Origin of the sequence: Rossellomorea yichunensis (assembly GCF_032337515.1) — a bacterium.
GTDB lineage: Bacteria > Bacillota > Bacilli > Bacillales > Bacillaceae_B > Rossellomorea > Rossellomorea yichunensis.
In genome coordinates, this window is sequence record NZ_JAVYAD010000002.1 from 637786 (window position 1) to 657322 (window position 19537).

Consider the following 19537-nt stretch of genomic DNA (forward strand, 5'->3'; position numbering starts at 1 on the left):
TGACTAAATGATACTCAATAGAATGCACAGAAAAAGCTGTCCTTGTGCGGGACAGCTTTTTTCTGGTAGTGTCTATTCATTCAAGTCGTAACGACGACCTTTCACTAAATAGAATACACCTTCTGCAATGTTTGTTGAATGATCCGCAGCTCTTTCAAGATAACGGCAGATGAATGAGAGCTGAGTGATCTGAGCCGTAAATTCAGGCTTTTCTTTATTGAGAGTCAGAAGCTCTACAATCGTTTCACCATATAAGTCATCCACCTTATCATCCATATCAGCGATTCTCTTTGCTTTCGCCACATCTTCTTCGACAAATGACTCTAATGTAAGCTGAATCATTTCGGATGTGATGGCATGCATTTCTTTAATATGATGAATCGGTTTAATCAGAGGTTCATTACCAATACGGATCGTTGATTTCGCTACGTTCACAGCGAAATCTGCGATTCTTTCCAAGTCTGACGCAATTTTGATGGCAACGATGATTCTTCTTAAATCAGTTGCCACTGGTTGTTGCTTAGCTATAGTCAGAATGGCTAAATCATTGATCTCCTCTTCCAGATCATCCGCTTTTTGGTCGCCTTCGATAATAGCAAGCGCCGTATCAACATCCTTCTCTTCTAACGCCACAATACTTCTCTCAAGTGCAATCTTTGCAATATTGCCCAAATCCATTAGTTTGGTTTGTAACTCTTTCAAATTCGCATCAAATTGTCCTCTTACTGCCATGATTATACCCCTTCCTCTTTCAACACTTAAGCTTCTCAATAGTAGGAATTAAACACCCGGTGATATTTATCCTTCTTCTAATGTGAATTAACCGAAACGGCCTGAGATATAGTCTTCTGTTCGCTTATCAGATGGAGTAGAGAAGATTTTATCTGTTTTGTCAAATTCAACTACTTCCCCGTTCAGGAAGAAGGCTGTGCGGTCAGAGATACGTGCAGCCTGTTGCATATTATGAGTTACAATAATAATACTGTATTCTGTTTTTAACTCTTGAACCAGTTCTTCAATCTTTAATGTAGAAATCGGATCCAGAGCAGATGTGGGTTCATCCATCAAAATGACGTCCGGCTCAATAGCAAGACATCTTGCTATACAGATACGCTGCTGTTGTCCACCCGATAGACCATATGCATTTTGATTCAGGCGATCTTTCACTTCATCCCAAATCGCTGCTCCCCTTAAGCTTTTTTCAACAATTTCATCCAGCATTTTTTTGTTTTTAATTCCGTGGATCCGAGGACCGTATGCAATGTTGTCATAAATCGACTTAGGGAAAGGATTAGGTTTTTGGAAGACCATCCCCACCTTTGTTCTTAATTCCTCGACACGATAATTACGATCAAAGATATTACGCTCACGATAAAAGATATCCCCTGATGTTTTTACGCTTGGAATCAGCTCGATCATACGATTTAATGTTTTAATATAAGTGGATTTCCCACAGCCTGACGGACCGATGATAGCCGTCACTTCATTTTCCATAATATCTAAATCAATATTTTTCAACGCATGATTTGTACCGTACCATAAGTTAAGTTGCTTTGTCTGATACACAGGCTCTTTTTTCACTGAACTATTGATCATACCTTTATTATTGTTGTTCACCATTGTTGTTTCCATATTTGAAAGCCTCCTTCATCCATTAGAAAACCAATTAAAAAGCGATATTAATATCTTTTTTGAAACTTATTACGGATCAGCACTGCAATCGAGTTCATGAGTAACAGTAAGCCTAACAGGATGATAATACCTGCAGCTGCCACATCATGGAAATCTGCCTGTGGTCGTTTTGTCCAATCGTAAATTTGCATTGGAAGTGCTGTAAATGTATCCAAGATGGAACCTGGTGTAAATAGTAATATCGTTGGTACACCGATAACGACTAGTGGGGCTGTTTCTCCGATTGCACGGGAAAAAGCTAAAATGCTCCCTGTCAATATCCCGGGTATTGCGGCTGGTAATACGACTCTGGTAATTGTCTGCCACTTTGTAGCACCCATACCATACGATGCATCCCTCAACTCTCTTGGTACAGAACGAATCGCTTCCTGTGCTGCCACAATAATAACAGGCAGAATGAGCAAACTCATCGTCAAACCGGCGGCCAGTACACTTTGCCCAAGGGCAAAAGCCCGGGCAAAGATTGTTAAACCTAAAAGACCAAATACAACGGAAGGAACACCTGCAAGATTTGAAATATTTACTTTAATGAATTTATTGATTTTGTTTTGTTTAGCATATTCTTCTAAATAAATGGCCGTCCCCACTGCTAATATGAACGAAACGATAACAACGACGAACATTAGCCAGATCGTTCCCATAAAGGCGGCATAAATTCCTGCTTTTTCAGGGAACCTCGATCCCACATTTTGTAAAAATTGCAGATCCAAGTATCCAATTCCTTGAGTGAATACCCGATATAATAATACAGATAACACGACTAAGCCAAATAAAGTCGCAAGGAAGAATAGCCCTTTAAAGACGCTATTCACCATAAGCCTGGAAGACATTTTTTTTAAGACATTTTCATGATTGATATACTTCATGATTAATACTCCTCTCTGAATCGCTTAGAGATGTATTGGGCAAGCAGGTTCATACCAAGCGTGAATAAGAATAATGTGAAACCTACTGCATAAATACTGTAGTAAATCGTCGTTCCATACCCTGCATCCCCTGTACTTACCTGAACGATGTACGCTGTCATCGTCTGGATGGAATCAGTAACATTCCAAGAAAGGTTTGGAGAAGCTCCTGCAGCAACCGTTACAATCATGGTTTCTCCAATTGCACGGGAGATGGCAAGAACAATCGATGCAACAATGCCTGATACAGCTGCAGGTAAAACAACCTTAAGCGCAACTTCTAATTTAGTAGCCCCTAATGCCTGTGCACCTTCACGTATGGAATTCGGAACAGACGACATCGCGTCTTCAGATAGAGAAGCAATCATGGGAATAATCATGATCCCGACTACAATTCCAGGACTTAATGCATTAAATATACTTAATCCAGGAATAAATGACTTTAATAAAGGTGTAACAAATGTTAGAGCAAAGAACCCAAATACAATCGTTGGAATCCCGGCTAACACCTCTAATATCGGTTTGATGAATCTTCTTGAACGATCTGTGGCATACTCACTCAAATAAATGGCGGAAGCAAGTCCTATCGGAACTGCTACCACTACAGCTATTCCGGTAATCTTCAACGTTCCTGAGATTAAAGGAATGATTCCGTAGCTTGGATTCTGAACGGAAAAAGGAAACCATTCTGTTCCTGTTATGAATTCAAATACGGATACTCTTGAAAAGAACGTAAATGTTTCGAATATAAGAGTAAATACGATACCTATGGTTGTTAATACTGAAACCCCGGCTATTGCAAATAAGATCCATGGTATAGACTTTTCAATAGAACGATTCAAGCCTTTACCACTTTTCTGTGAAATCATCTCAGCAACAGAGTATGATGATCCTTTTGATTTTGTAGCCATATAATGCAAACCCCTTTCATCCACATGACAAGATGAGAAGCAAGTAATCGCTTCTCATCTGTTCATTTTGACTTTAGCAACGATTCAAACTTATTTAAGACCTTCTAATTTTTCAGTAGCTTCTTTGATTTTATCTTCAGGAAGACTTACATAGCCTACTGCTTCTGCCATTTCAGCAGAGTTATCAAGAGTGAATTTCATGAAATCATATACAGCTTCATTATCTTTAACAGAAGCGTTTTTAGCATATACGAACAATGGACGTGATAGTGGAGTGTATTCACCGCTCTCGATTGTTTCGTTATTCGGCTCAACTCCGCCGATTTTCACCGCTTTAAGTTCTTCTTTATTTGCAAGGTAATAAGCATAACCGAAGAATCCGATCGCGTTTTTATCACCCGTTACACCTTGTACAAGAACGTTATCATCTTCAGAAAGCTGAATGTTTTGTTTAACCATATCTTTTTCTTCTAAAATTACTTCGTTGAAATAATCATATGTTCCTGAGTCAGTACCAGGAGAATAGAATTTCACTTCTTCATCCGGCCATTCCGGGTTGATATCAGACCATTTTTTCGTCTTTCCATCTTCGACCCAAAGCTTTTGAAGATCTTCTACTGTCATGTCTTCTGCCCAGTCATTTTCTTTATTAACTACGATTGTAAGACCATCTTTTGCAACTTCGAATTCAGTGAAATCAATACCAGCTTCTTCCAACTTTTGCTTTTCTTCGTCTTTGATTGGACGGGAAGCGTTTGAAAGATCCGTTTCACCTGCGATGAACTTTTCAAATCCACCACCAGAACCGGAAACACCGATAGATACTTTTACATCAGGTTGTGTAGCTGCATATTCTTCGTTAACAGCTTCCATGATTGGAGCTACAGTTGATGAACCATCCATTTTTACATTTCCGGACAATTGTTCACCTGAACCATTTTCTGCTCCACCTTGAGCACCACATGCTCCTAATACAAGAGCTGATCCGATCATTGCTGACATTGCCAGATACTTAAAGCTTTTCATTCCTAAATTCCCCCTAAGAAACTTGGTTGTTTTGTCCTACGAGTAATAGATTAATAGATGAGTGTTAATGCGGTTTTAACCGTTTGTAAAGGTTTTGTAAATTCGACATTTTTCTTCATCTTCAGACCCTTTCAATAACCTGAAAAACCCCGTCAAACCCTCATTAAACATAGTATTAGACAAGGATTTGTAAATTATGTAGTTCCCAGATGAATATATCAAATATTTATTTCGACTTTATCTTGATTTTCGTTTTCATTATAGAAATGTTCTATTGATTTTTAGTAAAAAGACTTAAAAATCATAAAAAAAAGCTGATTCCCAGAAAGTTATTTCGTGGAAATCAGCTTACGTTTGCTTAGTTATTCTGTTCTCTTTCCTCTTGCATTTGTTCCTCTGCCTCTTCAGCGTTTTCTACCTTCTTGTTAACTGAAGTGGGATCTTTCTCATCTTCTGCTCGTTTCTTCTTTAGTTCAAAGTACTTATCCATCACTCGTTTAGAAATGTATTTATTGACGTAAGGATCGGCTACTCCGCTTGCTTGGATATGAGAAGCAGGAACCATTGTGGCATACGCCACTTCAGGGTTATCAAATGGGGCGTACCCGATAAGAGTCGTGTTGTAGTTCAGCTCTCCATCCACATACGTCTCAGCGGTACCCGACTTACCTGCCGCATTATACGGTGCATTCTTAAATTGATCATACGCCGTACCATCAGGGGAGTGGTACACCCTGTAGAAACCTTTTTGAACATGCTCGATTTGAGCTTGTGTCGCATCGATTCGATTCAGCACATTCGTCTCTTTTTCAAACAGGATTGGTCCCAGGCTTTCCTGATCATTTGTCGGCTCTCTAATTTCTTTCATGATATGTGGTTGCACACGATAACCATCATTGGCAATCGTAGAGATGTACTGAGCTAATTGCATCGTTGTATACGTATCGAACTGACCAATTACTAAATCAAGTAAGAAACCAGGAGTGGTGTCATTACCAGTCAGTCCAGAAGACTCACCAGGTAAGTCGATTCCAGTCGGCACACCTAATCCGAATTGTGCGTAATGGTTCCGAAAGATGTCAAAGGCTTCCGGATTATTCACAATCGGCTCATTCGGTACATACTGACCTCCGGCTACTTTAAGGGCAACCTTCCACATATATGAATTAGAAGACTTCTCCAGAGCAAACAAGTCTGACATGGGAATTCGTTGGTATCTATTGAACCATGAAGATTTGGGCTTTGTCCCTTTTATTTTTAATGGTTCATCGATCAACACTTCTCCCGGTTTTAAATCCCCGGTCATGTATCCTGTTAAAACAGTGGCCCCTTTAACAACCGATCCAACTTCATAAGAAGACGTAAAGGTTCCTAACGCAGCATCCCTCATCTCATATTTTCCTGTTTCAGAGTTTTTCACATACTGTTTTCCGGCCATGGCCAATATCTCCCCTGTATTAGGGTCGATCATGACCACGTAAGCCCGATCCAGGTTAGGAGATTCACCGCGATTCACAATCTGTTTTTGTAATTCTTCTTCAATAATCTTTTCGACTTCACGTTGAAGCTCCATATCGATTGTCAGAACAATATCTTTTCCCCGTTGACCTTCTTGAACGAGTACAGATTCCAACACGCTACCGCCTTTGGTGACGTTTTTGATTTGTTCCTTTTGACCTTGCAGGACATCTTCATATTCTAATTCAACGTAACTCTTCCCAACTCGATCATTCCGGTTGTAGTCTTTCGCTAAATAGGAATCAACCAGGTTCTTTGGCAAACCTTCCCTTGAGGAAGAAACGTTCCCAAGAATCGTCCTCAACGTATCATCAAATACGTACGATCGCTTCCAGTCTGTAGTGGTATTGATGCCGGGAAGTTCACTGAGATGTTCACTGACGACGGCAAATTCTTCCGGGGTGACCCCTTCGTTCTTCACAACTTGCGGATTTAATGCATATCCGCTGGAGAATTCACGATAAATCGCAATGATTTCTAAATCTTTTTCAGTCAGTGATGCTAACTCGTCTTCTGTGATTCGATCTAGTCTCATTTGGTACACTTTCGCGTTTACATCGTCTTCAGATAAATCTTCATTGCCTTGAAGCTTTTTAATTTCCGCTTCTGACACCTTTTTGTCTGCTTGTTCTTTATTATTTAATAACCAATAATCTTTCTTGTCTCTTTCTGTCACTTCTTTGGTATCTTTTTCAATGTACTCAGAAAGCTTGGCAGCAACCTCCATCATCTCTTCGATCTTTGTGTTGTTTGCACGTGTATACGTAATCGCATTTAACGGTACATTATCGACGATCACATTACCATAACGGTCATACATTTTCCCTCGTGGCACACCTGTATTGACGACAACATCCTCTGTTCTTTCTACTTCCTTCTTGTAGCTTTCTCCGTTCACTATTTGAACGAGTCCCAGTCTAAGAACCAGAAGAGAGAATAATAAGAACACGGCAAAGAACAGCAGATTCATCCGAACGGGAACATGCGTCTTTCTTTTTCTCTTATTTCTTTTCAATCTTTCCAACCCTTCCTCTATGTAAAAATATCTTTATATCGTTACCATCCCTTCTTATTTTATAGAAAAATACAAGGATAATCTAGACATAAGCAAAGAGAGGAAATCTTTCCCTCTCTTTGCTTAAATATCCTAAATGGGTAAGTCCACTTTTCGCACGAAGAAATATATGAGGGTATGACCCGCTCCGAGCATTAATAGGAGGATTGGGATACTCTCTTCATGGTTAAAAAATGTGACGGCAATGATGAAAGCCAGGACTGACACAATTCTTCCTGAATTCAAGAAAATCTCCCTCACGACAATATACTCGATTCTCATTTCAGCGGCGTTCCATCCCGTTCCGATTACATCATATGTCATTGAAATATAAGGTACCAGAAGGATGGGGTATGCAATGGCAATCATCCCGGCATAGAGCAATAACTTCGTGTAAGTGACATCAAAAACAATCAAGAATATTGCCAGGTAGAGAAGGATTCCACCTAATAAAATGGCCTTTTTTCGAAACTTTTTTTTAATCACCCGCGATGCAATGTAATAGCCTACGAATGCGATCCCTGAGTTTATGAGTCCGAATGTACCGATGGCAAACTCACTTCCTGTGCTGATGAACACAAACACAGAAATAATGAAGATAAACGTTCCTTCTCTTAAACCCTGGAAGAAGTGGGCGTTCGTAATGAAGCGCCAGTTAGCATTGTTTTTCCTTTCTTCCAGTATTCTGAGGAATAGATACCGCCCCGATGCAGGTCGCCTTTTTAGAAAGAAGCTCAAAAGCACGGCTACAGCAAATAACAGGAGAGATAAACCAAATACAATGGTATAGCCCTTATACGAAGCAAACCTGGAGATGATAAAACCTGCGAGGATTGGTCCGATCATTCCTCCAGCTGATGTTAACGTACCGAGAAAACCATTGAAGAAATCTCTCGTTTCAGGTTCCGTAATTTCAAAGGTCAGTACATTAAACGCTAACCAATAGAAGCCGTAGCCGATACCGAGCAACGCTCCTAACACAACCAGGTAATTTTCGGCCGACTCCCCGAAAGCCAGTACAGATATGTAAAATAGAGCCAAAAAAATAACCCCGAAGCGTAATACAATTACCCGGTCTACTTTCTTTGCCCACCTTCCAGCTAATATAAAAGTTAATGGCTGAAAGATGACAACGGTTAAATTATAGATGCCTAAATCAATAAATTCACCTGATTGCTTCCACAAGTAGATGTTTACAAATGTGTTTGAGAGCGCAATACTCAAAGAATATAATCCGCCAATCAACAGCAGCAGAGTAAGGTCTCTCGTTAAATCAATATCGCCTAATAACTTTTTATAGCTACTCATTTGAAAAACTCCCCTTTAACGTACCCCTATCTTGTGAAAAAGGGAGGGAAGTTATACAAAAAAAAGAGAGGTTCTTGAAAGAACCTCTCTCCTCGTACGATTAAATTATTTAGCAGCTGAATAACGCTTCGCTACTTCATCCCAGTTTACAACGTTCCAAAACGCACCGATGTAGTCAGGACGACGGTTTTGATAATTCAGGTAGTATGCATGCTCCCAAACGTCAAGACCTAAAACAGGAGTTTTACCTTCCATTAGTGGGCTATCTTGGTTTGGTGTGCTTGTTACTTCTAATTCTCCGTTATTTACCACTAGCCAAGCCCAACCTGAGCCAAAGCGGGTAGCAGCAGCGTTAGCAAATTCTTCTTTAAATGAATCGAAGCTACCGAACTTGGAAGAGATGGCATCTGCAAGCTCTCCAGATGGAGCGCCTCCACCATTCGGAGATAATACTGTCCAGAATAGAGAGTGATTAGCGTGGCCGCCACCATTGTTGCGTACTGCAGTACGAGCACCTTCAGGAACAGCTTCTAAGTTAGAAACAAGATCTTCAATGGATTTGCTTAGTAAATCATCGTGACCTTGAAGTGCATCATTTACTTTCGTTACATATGCGTTATGGTGTTTCGTGTGGTGAATGTTCATTGTTTCCTTGTCGATATGAGGTTCTAATGCATCATATGCGTAAGGTAATTGCGGTAATTCGTAAGCCATTATAAATTCCTCCCTATGTATAGTTTCCTGAACAATGAATTCAGGCCGTTTCAGTATAAGATTACCAAAACTACTATATCTGTTCAAATATTTTGCCTTCTATTTCTCACTTTTCTCATACAAGAATAAAATTCCCTATATTTTCATTACTAGTCATAAGAATATATTTCCCCTTCAAATAACAAAAAAGAAATATACAGCCATGACAATCTGGATGATTCCTTTTGTCACTACACTGGAGATGAATCCAACGACTGATCCAACACCCACTTTTACGGCGGTCTTTAGATTGGATCTATGCACGACCCATTCACCTATGATCGCACCTATAAACGGGCCGATCAGAATCCCGATGACAGGAATGACAAAAGGGCCGACAAGCAAACCGATCGTACTTCCCCAGATTCCGGCTTTTGTGCCACCAAATTTCTTTACCCCTATGAGGTTTGCCATGTAATCAGCTCCGAAAAGAAGAATCACAAACAATAACTGCACAGTCCAGAATAACCAGCTAAAGGGTTCAAAGCTGAAAAACACGCCATATAAAATAAAGCTTCCAATCAGAAAGACGACACTCGGCAAGATCGGATATATCAATCCCACAAAGGCTAAAATCATGAATACGATGATAATACTCCAATAAACAATTTCCATCTTTTAGCACCTCTTATTAAGTATAAAAAATACTGACCCATTTGACAAACATCAAATGAGTCAGCACTTGTATTACTCTACTTCTAAAACCGCTTCGGCAATATTGACTGCATGATCACCGATACGTTCTAGGTTACTGACGATATCAACAAACACGATTCCTGCTTGTCCCGAACATTTTCCTTCGTTCATACGCAGAATATGCTGTTTGCGAAGCTTTCTTTCCATTTTATCGATCTGATCTTCTTTTTCAGCTACTTCCCTTGCAATATCAGTATCGTTTAAGTCTAAAGATTTCAACGCTTTTTCCACTGTTTCAATTGTTAGATTAAACATTACTTCAAGGTCATTCATTGCATCATCTGTAATTTTAACTTTGTTGGTTTGTTGGTATTCAATCAGTTCCACGATATTCTCAAAGTGATCTCCTACACGTTCGATGTCGCGTACGGTATCCATCAGTATAGAGTGTCTTTCTGATTCGTTTTCAGATAAAGAAGCAGAAGATAAATCAACCAGGTAATTCGTGATTTTCTTATCAAGATTATTAATGGCACCTTCAATTTGATAAGCTGCTTCAGCATTCTTAGAGCTCTTTGACTTTAGGAATTCATTGGTTTCTTCTAATCCCTTGACAGCGAATTTACCCATGCGCAGTACTTCTTCCTTCGCTTGACCCAAAGCGATGGAAGGTGATTGTTCAATAAACATTGGATCTAAATGTTTAGAGTTATAATCGACAAGTGAATCCTGCCCGGGAATCAATTTCGTTACGATCACTGCTAATAGGGCGATGAACGGGAATTGAATAATCGTATTCGTTATATTAAATGAGCCGTGAGCAAAAGCGATTGTCATCGGTTCATTCAGGTTAAATGAAGATTGTAAAAACAGAACAAACTTAGTGAAGAATGGCAATATGATTAAAAAGATTGTTGAGCCAATCAGATTAAAGAGCACATGGACTGCTGCAGCGCGTCTTGCAGCAACTGAAGCTCCCAAAGCTGCCAGAACTGCCGTAATGGTCGTTCCGATATTATCCCCGAATAAAATAGGAAGTGCTGCCTGGATGTCCACTAAATCTGAGCTGTATAGCTCCTGTAAAATACCGATTGTAGCAGATGAACTTTGAACAATCACAGTGAATAATGTACCGATCACAACTCCAAGAATAGGACTGGAACTCATACTTACTGTTAGATCATGAAAAGCCTCAAGTGAACGAAGTGGTTTCATTCCTCCACCCATTAGTTCCAGTCCATAGAATAATGCACCGAAACCAAATATCATCTGACCTAAATTATGCACTTTCTTGTTTTTGAAGAAGAATAACATGACGGTACCAACTGCAATAATTGGTAATGCATATTCACCAATATCGATCCCGATGATAAACGCTGTTACCGTTGTACCGATATTCGCACCCATGATGACACCGATCGCTTGTCTGAGTGTCATGAAGCCTGCACTTACTAATCCGACAACGATAACCGTTGTTCCACTACTGGACTGTATTAAGACTGTAACAAAAATACCTGCTAATACGCCCATGAATGGGTTGGTCGTGAACTTATCAAGAATTTCTTTCAGGCGTTCACCGGCAGACTTTTGAAGTCCGTCCCCCATATACTTTATCCCGAAGAGGAAAATCCCTAATCCTCCAAAGAACTGAAACAACATCTCTTGCCAATTTAATTCCATTTTTTCAACCCCTACATAAATTTTCGACATTTAACAACAAAAACCCCATATCATTTTTAATATATTCTATAGAAAAGGTAAATACTTTTTACTCTAAATTTACAATAGGTTAATAAAACTCGACTTTTATTACAATTGCGTTACAAAATATAATCATTCCAAATTGTTTAAATTCTCTATACTTGATGCAAAAGAAAGACAAGCATAAAATAGAAAGGGTATGCACGAAAGGAGAAAGAGTATAAATGAATGTATTTCAACAATTGTATAAAAGTATCTATTCCCCAAAAGACATTGCAACATTCCGCTTTCAGGGAATTGGCAAGACGATACGTTACGTTTTCTTACTGGCACTAATATCTATTTTACCAGTGGCTGTACAGTTTATTTCGTTTGCAACCAGTGCCATCGACAATGTAAGAGAATCAGTTGAAGCTGAATTTCCATCCTTTACAATCGAAAATGGTTCGTTATCTTCCGATCAATCAGAACCGATCACATTAGAAAAGGATGGCATTACTATCATCTTCGACAGTACAGGCGAACTCAAGGAAGAAAATCTTGACGCAAACGATGCGATAGCCTTTTTGGAAAAGAGTTTCGTAGTCATCAATCAAGGGAATGTCCAATCTTCTTCCTATAGTTTATTCGGCGATACAGCTCTTACAAAGGATGGCTTAATTGATCTATTAGATTCGTTAATAGATATGAAATGGATTCTCCTTCCCGTAGCGTTATTTTTTCTCTACTTATTCACTTCCGGAATGACGTTCTTGAAGATCACGCTCTTCGCCATAATCGGTGTTACGTTTGCCAATGTTCTTAAGCGAAATGTTAACTACCGGCAAAGCTTTCGGATCACCGCCTATTCAGCGACGGTTTCCACGTTATTTTTTACCCTAATGGAAATGCTGCAAACCTATATTCCTGCAGCCCCGATATTGGATTGGTTTGTAATCACCGTCATTCTTTACTTAGTCGTGAAAGAGATCCCCCAAAAGAGGATCCGGGCATAATTAAAATCCCTGTCTCACCCGGAGACAGGGATTTCCCTTTTACGTCATTTTTTATAGGAACTATTCAGCTCCATCCCTATAACTTGAATTGCCTGCTTAATTCCTTTAGTTGGTTAGAAGCATTCAATAGCTTTTCTCCTACTTCATGGGTATTCCTAACCTTTTCGTGCTGCTCTTCAAAGGCAGCAAGCATCTGCTCCGTTCCCGCTAACGTTTCTTGTGAAACGGAAGAAAACGCCTCTGTTGAAGCCTCAACCTTAGGGAGAGATATTTCTAAATAGCCCAAATCCGCCTTCATATTTTGTAAATCCGTCGTAACACCATCTATTTCATTTTTCAACAGATCAAACGATTCTCGTGTATCAGTGGCTTCTGATACGTAGTACTGAAACTCTTTGAAAAATTGATCGAATTGCCTTGAAGCTTTTAACGTGATTGACTCCATAATATGAATGGTTTCACTTATATTCTTCGTAGCAACTGATGATTGATCTGCAAGCTTCTTCACTTCATTGGCGACAACTGCAAATCCACGACCGGATTCACCGGCCCTTGCGGCTTCAATCGCAGCATTGAGGGCGAGGAGTTTCGTTTGTTCAGCAATTTGATTAATCAAGGAAATCACTGTGACGATGGAGGATGATTGATCATGGACTTCTTGAATGATCTTATTCATTTGCTTGAAGTCTCCGGATACCCTGTTCAACCCCCCAACCATTTTATCAACCTTGTACTCTCCGTCACCCGCAGATTCATTCATATCCTTTGTTTTCTCAAAGACAGAATTCATTTTCATAAATATGGATTTTACGGTCATATTCATTTCTTGGAAGTGGTTGACACTTACTTCGGAAGTACCTGCCGTTTCTTCTGCCCCCCCTTTCACCATTCGTACCGTTTCTACCATATACTCATTTTCTTTCAATAATTCAGATGAAGAGGTTTGAAGCTGTATACCTGTAGATGCTAAACTGTCTGTTGTTTGATGAATATTATGTATTAAGTCTTTCATTTTCACTACCATCGAATCAAAACTCTTTTGAAGGGAAACGATTTCCGGCATCGTCGTTTCGACAGGTATGTTGGAAGCCAGATCACCATCCCTTATTTTTTTCATCGATTCGCGCAATTGAGCGATCGGGGAGGTCAACCGGTTCACAAATAATAAGACAATGATAAAGGCAACCCCCACGCTAAGACCAATCATAACCAGTGTATAGGCAGCCATCGACCGAATGTCTTGCATATACTCTTCCTGAGGGACTACGATCACATATTCACCTTGCAGCTCTTGAATCGAATGAAAAGCCATCGTATAGGTTTCCCCCTCGATGGTTGTTTCGATGGTCCCCTTTTCAAGTTCTTCGATTTCTTCTATAAGAGGTTTCCCAAATTGCAATCCAGAATCTTTACTAACTGAAAATGGTACAGCTTCAGAATCTTTAATAAAATAGAATTGTGCTTCAATATTATCTTGGATCAACGCTGTATCCTGTTTCTTGATCACATCATTCAGTTTTTTCTCAAATTGTTCCTGTTTACCGACATAAATGAGCATCAAGCTTTGTGCAATATCACTCATCGAGGTCACTTCACGATCCAAACGCTGTTCCATTAGATGAATCGTAGCCTGTTTTGACTTTAAATAAGATATCCCTCCAATCGTAGAGCCAGTAATGACAACCAGGAGTAAAATGACGATCAATAATCGATTCTTTAATGTCAAACTCTTGGAAAAAGGAACAGTCATTTTCCTTTTTAGAACCCTTTTAATCCGCTGAGGCCATTCTCTTAAGAGGTTCAATATTTTCGACAAATTCATACACCCTTCCCTAATCTTTCCACATTTCATTTTCTCAAAGAAAGATGAAGGAAGTGTAAAGCTTGTGTAAAGGATTATTGAATTTTAGGCCGAAAGACCCCCTCCCTACGCTTGGACACAAGTATAAATAACATCAAGTTAAGAAGGGAAAATGCAAAGGTGATCAAATACATTTCCAACACATCGTCTTTCCAAAGGTTGTAAGCAATAGGTCCAAGTGCAACCCCACCGAACCTCACAGCTCCATAAATACTGACAATAAATCCCCTTTCATTCTCTGATACACTTCCAGTAATAAAGGTATTAATGACCGGCAGCATCAAGCCCAATCCCCCAAAGCTTACTGTAATAAAGAACATCAAAAACCCCAATGATGAAAAAAAGATCAGAAAGCCTAATGGGACCGACATCATTAACAACCCACATTTCATATACGTCCACCCCAGTTCCTCATCCGCCTTTAACCTCCCCCCACACCAGTAAGAGCTAATGGTCATCGCACCAAGTGGAAAGATAAATGTAAATCCCTTGAAAAAGCCATCAATATGAAAAGTATTTTCAATATGGTAGGAAAGGAAGAAGAGAATGCCGAATAATAAAAATAAGCCTATCCCTCCAATCGCATATAGTGGAAATAATAAGCGTCCCTTTGAAATAAAGATGGAGTACAGGTTCTTTTTATCAGCCTTGTGATAACCCTCTTTCGTTTCAACCGTTTCTCTGAGTCCTATTAATATCACCACGCACAAAACAGGAAACACCCAAAATGCATGATTCCAATGGACCAGGATAGCGAGTGTAGCACCAGTAAGTGGTGCGACTACCTTACCTATCCCATTAAACACTTCTAACGAGCCTAACATCCTTGAGCGCTCCTGTCCCTGAAATATGTCACCGATCAACGCCATGGCCAGAGGTGTCGTTCCAGCGGCACCCACACCTTGTAATCCTCGGCCGATCATGAAGAGACTAACAGGTTCATTCACTTCTCCGCTCACAACACAAAGTACACTTCCCAGAATCATTATCCATAGTGAAACAATGATTAATCGTATACGACCAAAGCGATCCGACAACATCCCCACAAACGGAATCACCACTGCTGCAGGTATGGTGAATGAGCTTAAGATAAAACCAGACCAGCTGCTATTCAAATGTAAATCCGCTTCAATACTCGGGAGAATGGGAATAAGCATAGAATTTCCCAGTACCATTAATATGGGCAGTAATCCGATTACCAGTTGGAGAAGCTTATTCGTCATGATTCGTAACCCCTTTATAGTCATATTCATTCTAAAAACCCGGGAGGAAAGTATATATGAAAAGAATGGCTATTTTCTTTGGTATTATCATTCTACTTTATAGTGTCTATTATGATTTAAATAAGGGAACCTTAAGTCTGCTTTATAAAGAATCCACTGCCGCAACCGCCCAGCCACAGGTTAATCAATCGTCTCCGACCGCACCACAGGAAACTGCTGGGGAAGCCTCCTCATCCATACCTTACGTGGAAATGGAGGTAAAGCCCGGTGATACAGTCTTAAGTCTTGTAGAAGATCTTCTTGATGATTCTATACCTGTTCCCATCGAACGTGTGATAACTGATTTCGAGGAATTAAATGATGTGCCGCCTGCAAAGATTCAAATTGGGAAAACCTACAAGATACCGAATTATCAATGATCCAGGCATGCAAAATACACCTATTTCTTGTCATTTTACACAAAACACTGTTACAATAGCTTCGTATTACTTTATAATGAATGTTTTTAGAACCTTTCTAAAGGAGCGAATTACACTTGAGTGAAATTATACATCGTTCAAAGACACGTCCGGTCAAAGTCGGAGATTTAACTATTGGCGGTAACAATGAACTTGTTATTCAAAGTATGACTACTACAAAGACACATGATGTTGAAGCAACGGTTAAAGAGATTCACCGTCTAGAAGAAGCAGGTTGTCAGGTTGTCCGTGTAGCTTGTCCAGATGAACGTGCAGCAGACGCGATAGCTGATATTAAGAAACAGATTAATATTCCACTTGTTGTCGATATACATTTTGACTATAAACTAGCCTTAAAAGCCATTGAAGGCGGAGCCGATAAAATCCGGATCAATCCAGGAAATATCGGTCGCCGTGAAAAAGTGGAAGCAGTTGTCAAAGCAGCGAAAGAAAAAGGGATCCCCATTCGAATCGGGGTAAATGCCGGAAGTTTGGAAAGAAAAATTCTTGAAAAGTACGGATACCCAACGGCTGACGGTATGGTAGAAAGTGCCCTCCATCACATCAAGATCCTGGAAGATTTAGATTTTCATGACATAATCGTTTCCATGAAGGCATCTGATGTAAACTTGGCCATCGAAGCATACACGAAAGCGGCTAAAGCATTTGATTACCCGCTTCACCTTGGAATCACTGAATCAGGTACATTATTTGCAGGAACAGTAAAGAGTGCAGCAGGGCTAGGGGCGATTCTAAGTCTTGGCATTGGTAATACACTGCGTATTTCCTTAAGTGCTGACCCTGTTGAAGAAGTGAAGGTAGCAAGAGAACTATTAAAGTCGTTTGGATTAGCTTCAAACGCTGCTACTTTAATCTCATGTCCGACATGCGGACGTATCGAAATCGACTTAATTTCAATAGCCAATGAAGTGGAAGAATACATTTCCACCATTAAAGCACCAATCAAAGTCGCTGTCCTTGGATGTGCAGTAAATGGACCAGGTGAAGCCAGAGAAGCCGATATCGGCATTGCCGGGGCTCGTGGTGAAGGACTGTTATTCCGAAAAGGTAAGACTGTCCGGAAAGTTCCTGAAGAGACGATGGTTGAGGAATTAAAGAAAGAAATCGACAAGATCGCAGAAGAATATTTTGCACAGCAAGAAGCAGAAAAGAAAGAACAAGAAGTCTAAATGCATGTAAAGAGGACTGATCTTTGATCAGTCCTCTTTTTTTATTTCTTGAAATGCTCCCAATTTCAAGAAAAAGCAATATTCTTAAAAGAACGGCAGTACAAATAATCCGATAATTATCGATACGGCCCCAATTCCGATTGCCCAGGCACCGAGCATTTCTGCTCCTCGTCTTCTTGCCACAAATCCAAGAACAATCCCCGCAGCACCCATGATTACAGGGAGAATAAATAAGGAAAGAATGGATAGAGCAAGTGCAGAGTAACCCAATACACGACCTGATGTTGTCGTATCTTCGGCGGTATCCTCTTCAAAGTCGCGGCTTACACTCATTGGAGCAGCAATTTCTGCTGCTGTTTCTTCACGGTATTCTTTACTCACATCTGTTTCCGGATTGTCGTAATACACGTCGATATCTTGTAGATTTCGATCAACGCTGTTTAATTCGCGTCGTTCATCATTCATACAGCAATCCCTCACTTTCTGTGTTTGGGAGCCTTCTTATTGTGTGTCACTCCGCTTTTTTTACTATGCTAATGTTTGTCATTTTTGTTAGCTTATTTTCACTTTTAAAACCATTTATTGCTTTTGAAAGGCTACTTTTCATAAAGTTTGTTGCGATTTTAAGGAAGAAAGTAGTAGTTGATTTCCGCTCCAGGATGCTCGCTTTCCGCGGGGCTGGAGTCGAGCCTCCTTCCGCTTCAATCAACTTTCTAAGCGTGTTTCTCAAAACCTTTTAGCAAACAATCTCTTTTGAGGTGAGTAGAATTTATCTCCTATTGGAGAAGAAACCTTTTTACTAATTAGATCGTTTTTTAACACCTTTAGCTCTGTCACGAAAACCTCTTAAAGATGGTGAGGGGAACTGCGTAGACTCCTGCGGAAGTACGGGCGTGCCGAGACCCCGGAAGCGAAGCTGAGGAGGCTTGGCCGCACGCTAGCTACAAGCGAAGCAGTTCCCCTCACCATCCATCACACACTAATGGACAGAGCCAAATCAGAAATTATGTTAAAAGACAACAATCTTTTCGAAAAGAGTCTTTTGAAAACATCGTTTATCTACTGGTCAGAAATGTGATAAACTTGAAGGAGTTTTTATAAAGAGGAGCATGATAAAGAATGAAACGTTTTGGAATCGATATTGATGGGACAGTTACGTCACCTGAATCTTTACTGCCTCACATAAATGATTATTTTAAGTTGAATTTAACCTTACAAGACATCACCCAATACGAACTGACGGAAGTCCTGAATATTTCACCTCAAACGTTCGGGAAGTGGTTTAAGGAAGCGGAACCAACCATTTACAAAGAATCTCCCCTTGCTCCTGGCGCAAAGAAAATATTGGATCAATGGAAAGAAATACATGAGCTTTATTTCATAAGTGCAAGAAGATCCGATCTCATCCAATTAACTAAAGAATGGTTCAACACCCAGGATTTGATGTATCATCACATCGAATTAATTGGCTCACATGACAAAATTTCAACAGCAAAAAAACACGGTGTCGATATTTTCTTTGAGGATAAACATGATAATGCAGTAGCGATTTCTGAAGAACTATCGATTCCCGTTCTGTTATTTAACACACCATACAATCAACAACCGATTCCTAATGGAGTCATTCGCGTAAATGACTGGCAGGAAGCGAACTCCTGGGTTCAAACCTGGCTTCGAAATGAATCATAAGAGAAAGCCTCTAATCAAAAGAGGCTTTCCCATTACTTATTAAATACATCTTTAAATTGTTCCACCCGCTTCCGATTCACTTTAAAATCATAATATCCGAGTCGTGAACCTGACTTGATATGTAGAAGATGTGTACTTTCATCAATATAGAGTTCCAGGTCATCCTTGAATTTCAACCATTTTGATGTGAAAACCGCATGCACATAATGTGACTTCTCTTCCTTGATCTCTACATGATTGAACTTGCTTAGGGTACTACGTATTCTCTCCTTCGTATCCTCTGTGCTTCCACTGATGGGAAGCGGTGCTATTCGATGATATGATGTGAGATCAATTGTGCTCACACAGTTTTTTTTATTCGTCGGGCAGTGAGTAAAAGGCACTGTTTCCATGGCTGCATCTCCTCTCAATTTCTTCCGTATAATGCATTTTTCCCCTCTTTTACCTTTACTTAAACTTTGGACATTTTAGTAAAAGAAAAAGACTTCCAAGAAAAACAAATTTATCATGAGTGGTAGTGTGAAAACATTGACCGTTCCTTTCCGCTCCAGGCACTTGCTTTCCGCGGACGTTCGGCCGAGACCCCGGAAGCGAAGCTGAGGAGGCTCGGCCGAACG

General features: G+C 40.0%; 18 protein-coding genes. 4 read left to right on the forward strand and 14 right to left on the reverse strand.

Annotated elements, in window-relative coordinates; genetic code table 11:
- Positions 1 to 72 precede the first annotated feature (72 nt).
- From phoU to RSX31_RS07855, 10 genes are all read right to left on the reverse strand, one after another.
- On the reverse strand, positions 73 to 732 hold the full coding sequence (gene phoU / locus RSX31_RS07810; protein ID WP_187443284.1) for a phosphate signaling complex protein PhoU: 660 nt from the start codon (positions 730 to 732) through the stop codon (positions 73 to 75).
- Between the two features lie 87 nt (positions 733 to 819).
- On the reverse strand, positions 820 to 1620 hold the full coding sequence (pstB, locus tag RSX31_RS07815) for a phosphate ABC transporter ATP-binding protein PstB (RefSeq protein WP_315634201.1): 801 nt from the start codon (positions 1618 to 1620) through the stop codon (positions 820 to 822).
- Between the two features lie 59 nt (positions 1621 to 1679).
- Positions 1680 to 2558 carry a phosphate ABC transporter permease PstA gene (gene pstA / locus RSX31_RS07820; protein ID WP_148969683.1) on the reverse strand — a complete coding sequence of 293 codons (879 nt, stop codon included), beginning with the start codon at positions 2556 to 2558 and terminating at the stop codon, positions 1680 to 1682.
- Positions 2559 to 2560: 2 nt separating this feature from the next.
- Positions 2561 to 3466: a phosphate ABC transporter permease subunit PstC gene (gene pstC, locus RSX31_RS07825; protein ID WP_397548079.1), complete on the reverse strand. Its 906-nt coding sequence runs from the start codon at positions 3464 to 3466 to the stop codon at positions 2561 to 2563.
- Between the two features lie 132 nt (positions 3467 to 3598).
- On the reverse strand, positions 3599 to 4534 hold the full coding sequence (locus RSX31_RS07830) for a PstS family phosphate ABC transporter substrate-binding protein (RefSeq protein WP_315634189.1): 936 nt from the start codon (positions 4532 to 4534) through the stop codon (positions 3599 to 3601).
- 358 nt (positions 4535 to 4892) lie between these two features.
- On the reverse strand, positions 4893 to 7088 hold the full coding sequence (locus RSX31_RS07835) for a penicillin-binding transpeptidase domain-containing protein (protein WP_397548080.1): 2196 nt from the start codon (positions 7086 to 7088) through the stop codon (positions 4893 to 4895).
- 111 nt (positions 7089 to 7199) lie between these two features.
- Positions 7200 to 8414, reverse strand: coding sequence for an MFS transporter (locus tag RSX31_RS07840; RefSeq protein ID WP_315634190.1), 1215 nt, complete (start codon positions 8412 to 8414; stop codon positions 7200 to 7202).
- A 105-nt stretch (positions 8415 to 8519) separates the two neighbouring features.
- Complete coding sequence (locus tag RSX31_RS07845) at positions 8520 to 9128, reverse strand: superoxide dismutase (protein WP_315634191.1); 609 nt, start codon at positions 9126 to 9128, stop codon at positions 8520 to 8522.
- A 174-nt stretch (positions 9129 to 9302) separates the two neighbouring features.
- A complete protein-coding gene (locus RSX31_RS07850; RefSeq protein WP_315634192.1) occupies positions 9303 to 9782 on the reverse strand; it encodes a DUF456 domain-containing protein in 480 nt (159 codons plus the stop codon).
- A gap of 72 nt (positions 9783 to 9854) precedes the next feature.
- Entirely contained in the window at positions 9855 to 11483 is a 1629-nt protein-coding gene (locus RSX31_RS07855) for a Na/Pi cotransporter family protein (protein WP_148969689.1), read from the reverse strand.
- 245 nt (positions 11484 to 11728) lie between these two features.
- On the opposite strand from RSX31_RS07855, the gene RSX31_RS07860 reads away from it, so the two are divergent.
- Positions 11729 to 12499 carry a DUF1189 domain-containing protein gene (locus tag RSX31_RS07860; protein ID WP_148995735.1) on the forward strand — a complete coding sequence of 257 codons (771 nt, stop codon included), beginning with the start codon at positions 11729 to 11731 and terminating at the stop codon, positions 12497 to 12499.
- 76 nt (positions 12500 to 12575) lie between these two features.
- Here the strand turns inward: RSX31_RS07860 and RSX31_RS07865 are convergent, their stop codons facing one another.
- Both RSX31_RS07865 and RSX31_RS07870 read right to left on the reverse strand, forming a co-directional pair.
- A complete protein-coding gene (locus RSX31_RS07865; RefSeq protein ID WP_187443671.1) occupies positions 12576 to 14315 on the reverse strand; it encodes a methyl-accepting chemotaxis protein in 1740 nt (579 codons plus the stop codon).
- 80 nt (positions 14316 to 14395) lie between these two features.
- A complete protein-coding gene (locus tag RSX31_RS07870) occupies positions 14396 to 15583 on the reverse strand; it encodes an MFS transporter (protein WP_187443672.1) in 1188 nt (395 codons plus the stop codon).
- A gap of 56 nt (positions 15584 to 15639) precedes the next feature.
- Between RSX31_RS07870 and RSX31_RS07875 the strand changes: the two genes are divergently transcribed.
- Both RSX31_RS07875 and ispG read left to right on the forward strand, forming a co-directional pair.
- Entirely contained in the window at positions 15640 to 16002 is a 363-nt protein-coding gene (locus RSX31_RS07875) for a hypothetical protein (protein ID WP_148995738.1), read from the forward strand.
- Between the two features lie 125 nt (positions 16003 to 16127).
- Positions 16128 to 17231, forward strand: a complete 1104-nt coding sequence (gene ispG, locus RSX31_RS07880; protein ID WP_187443688.1) for a flavodoxin-dependent (E)-4-hydroxy-3-methylbut-2-enyl-diphosphate synthase — start codon at positions 16128 to 16130, stop codon at positions 17229 to 17231.
- A gap of 84 nt (positions 17232 to 17315) precedes the next feature.
- Here ispG and RSX31_RS07885 read toward each other — a convergent pair whose 3' ends face one another.
- A complete protein-coding gene (locus RSX31_RS07885; protein ID WP_148969695.1) occupies positions 17316 to 17696 on the reverse strand; it encodes a DUF4190 domain-containing protein in 381 nt (126 codons plus the stop codon).
- Between the two features lie 654 nt (positions 17697 to 18350).
- On the opposite strand from RSX31_RS07885, the gene RSX31_RS07890 reads away from it, so the two are divergent.
- Entirely contained in the window at positions 18351 to 18920 is a 570-nt protein-coding gene (locus RSX31_RS07890) for a hypothetical protein (protein WP_148969696.1), read from the forward strand.
- A gap of 32 nt (positions 18921 to 18952) precedes the next feature.
- On the opposite strand, the gene RSX31_RS07895 is transcribed toward RSX31_RS07890, so the two are convergent.
- Positions 18953 to 19312, reverse strand: a complete 360-nt coding sequence (locus RSX31_RS07895) for a DUF1499 domain-containing protein (RefSeq protein ID WP_315634193.1) — start codon at positions 19310 to 19312, stop codon at positions 18953 to 18955.
- Positions 19313 to 19537: the final 225 nt, after the last annotated feature.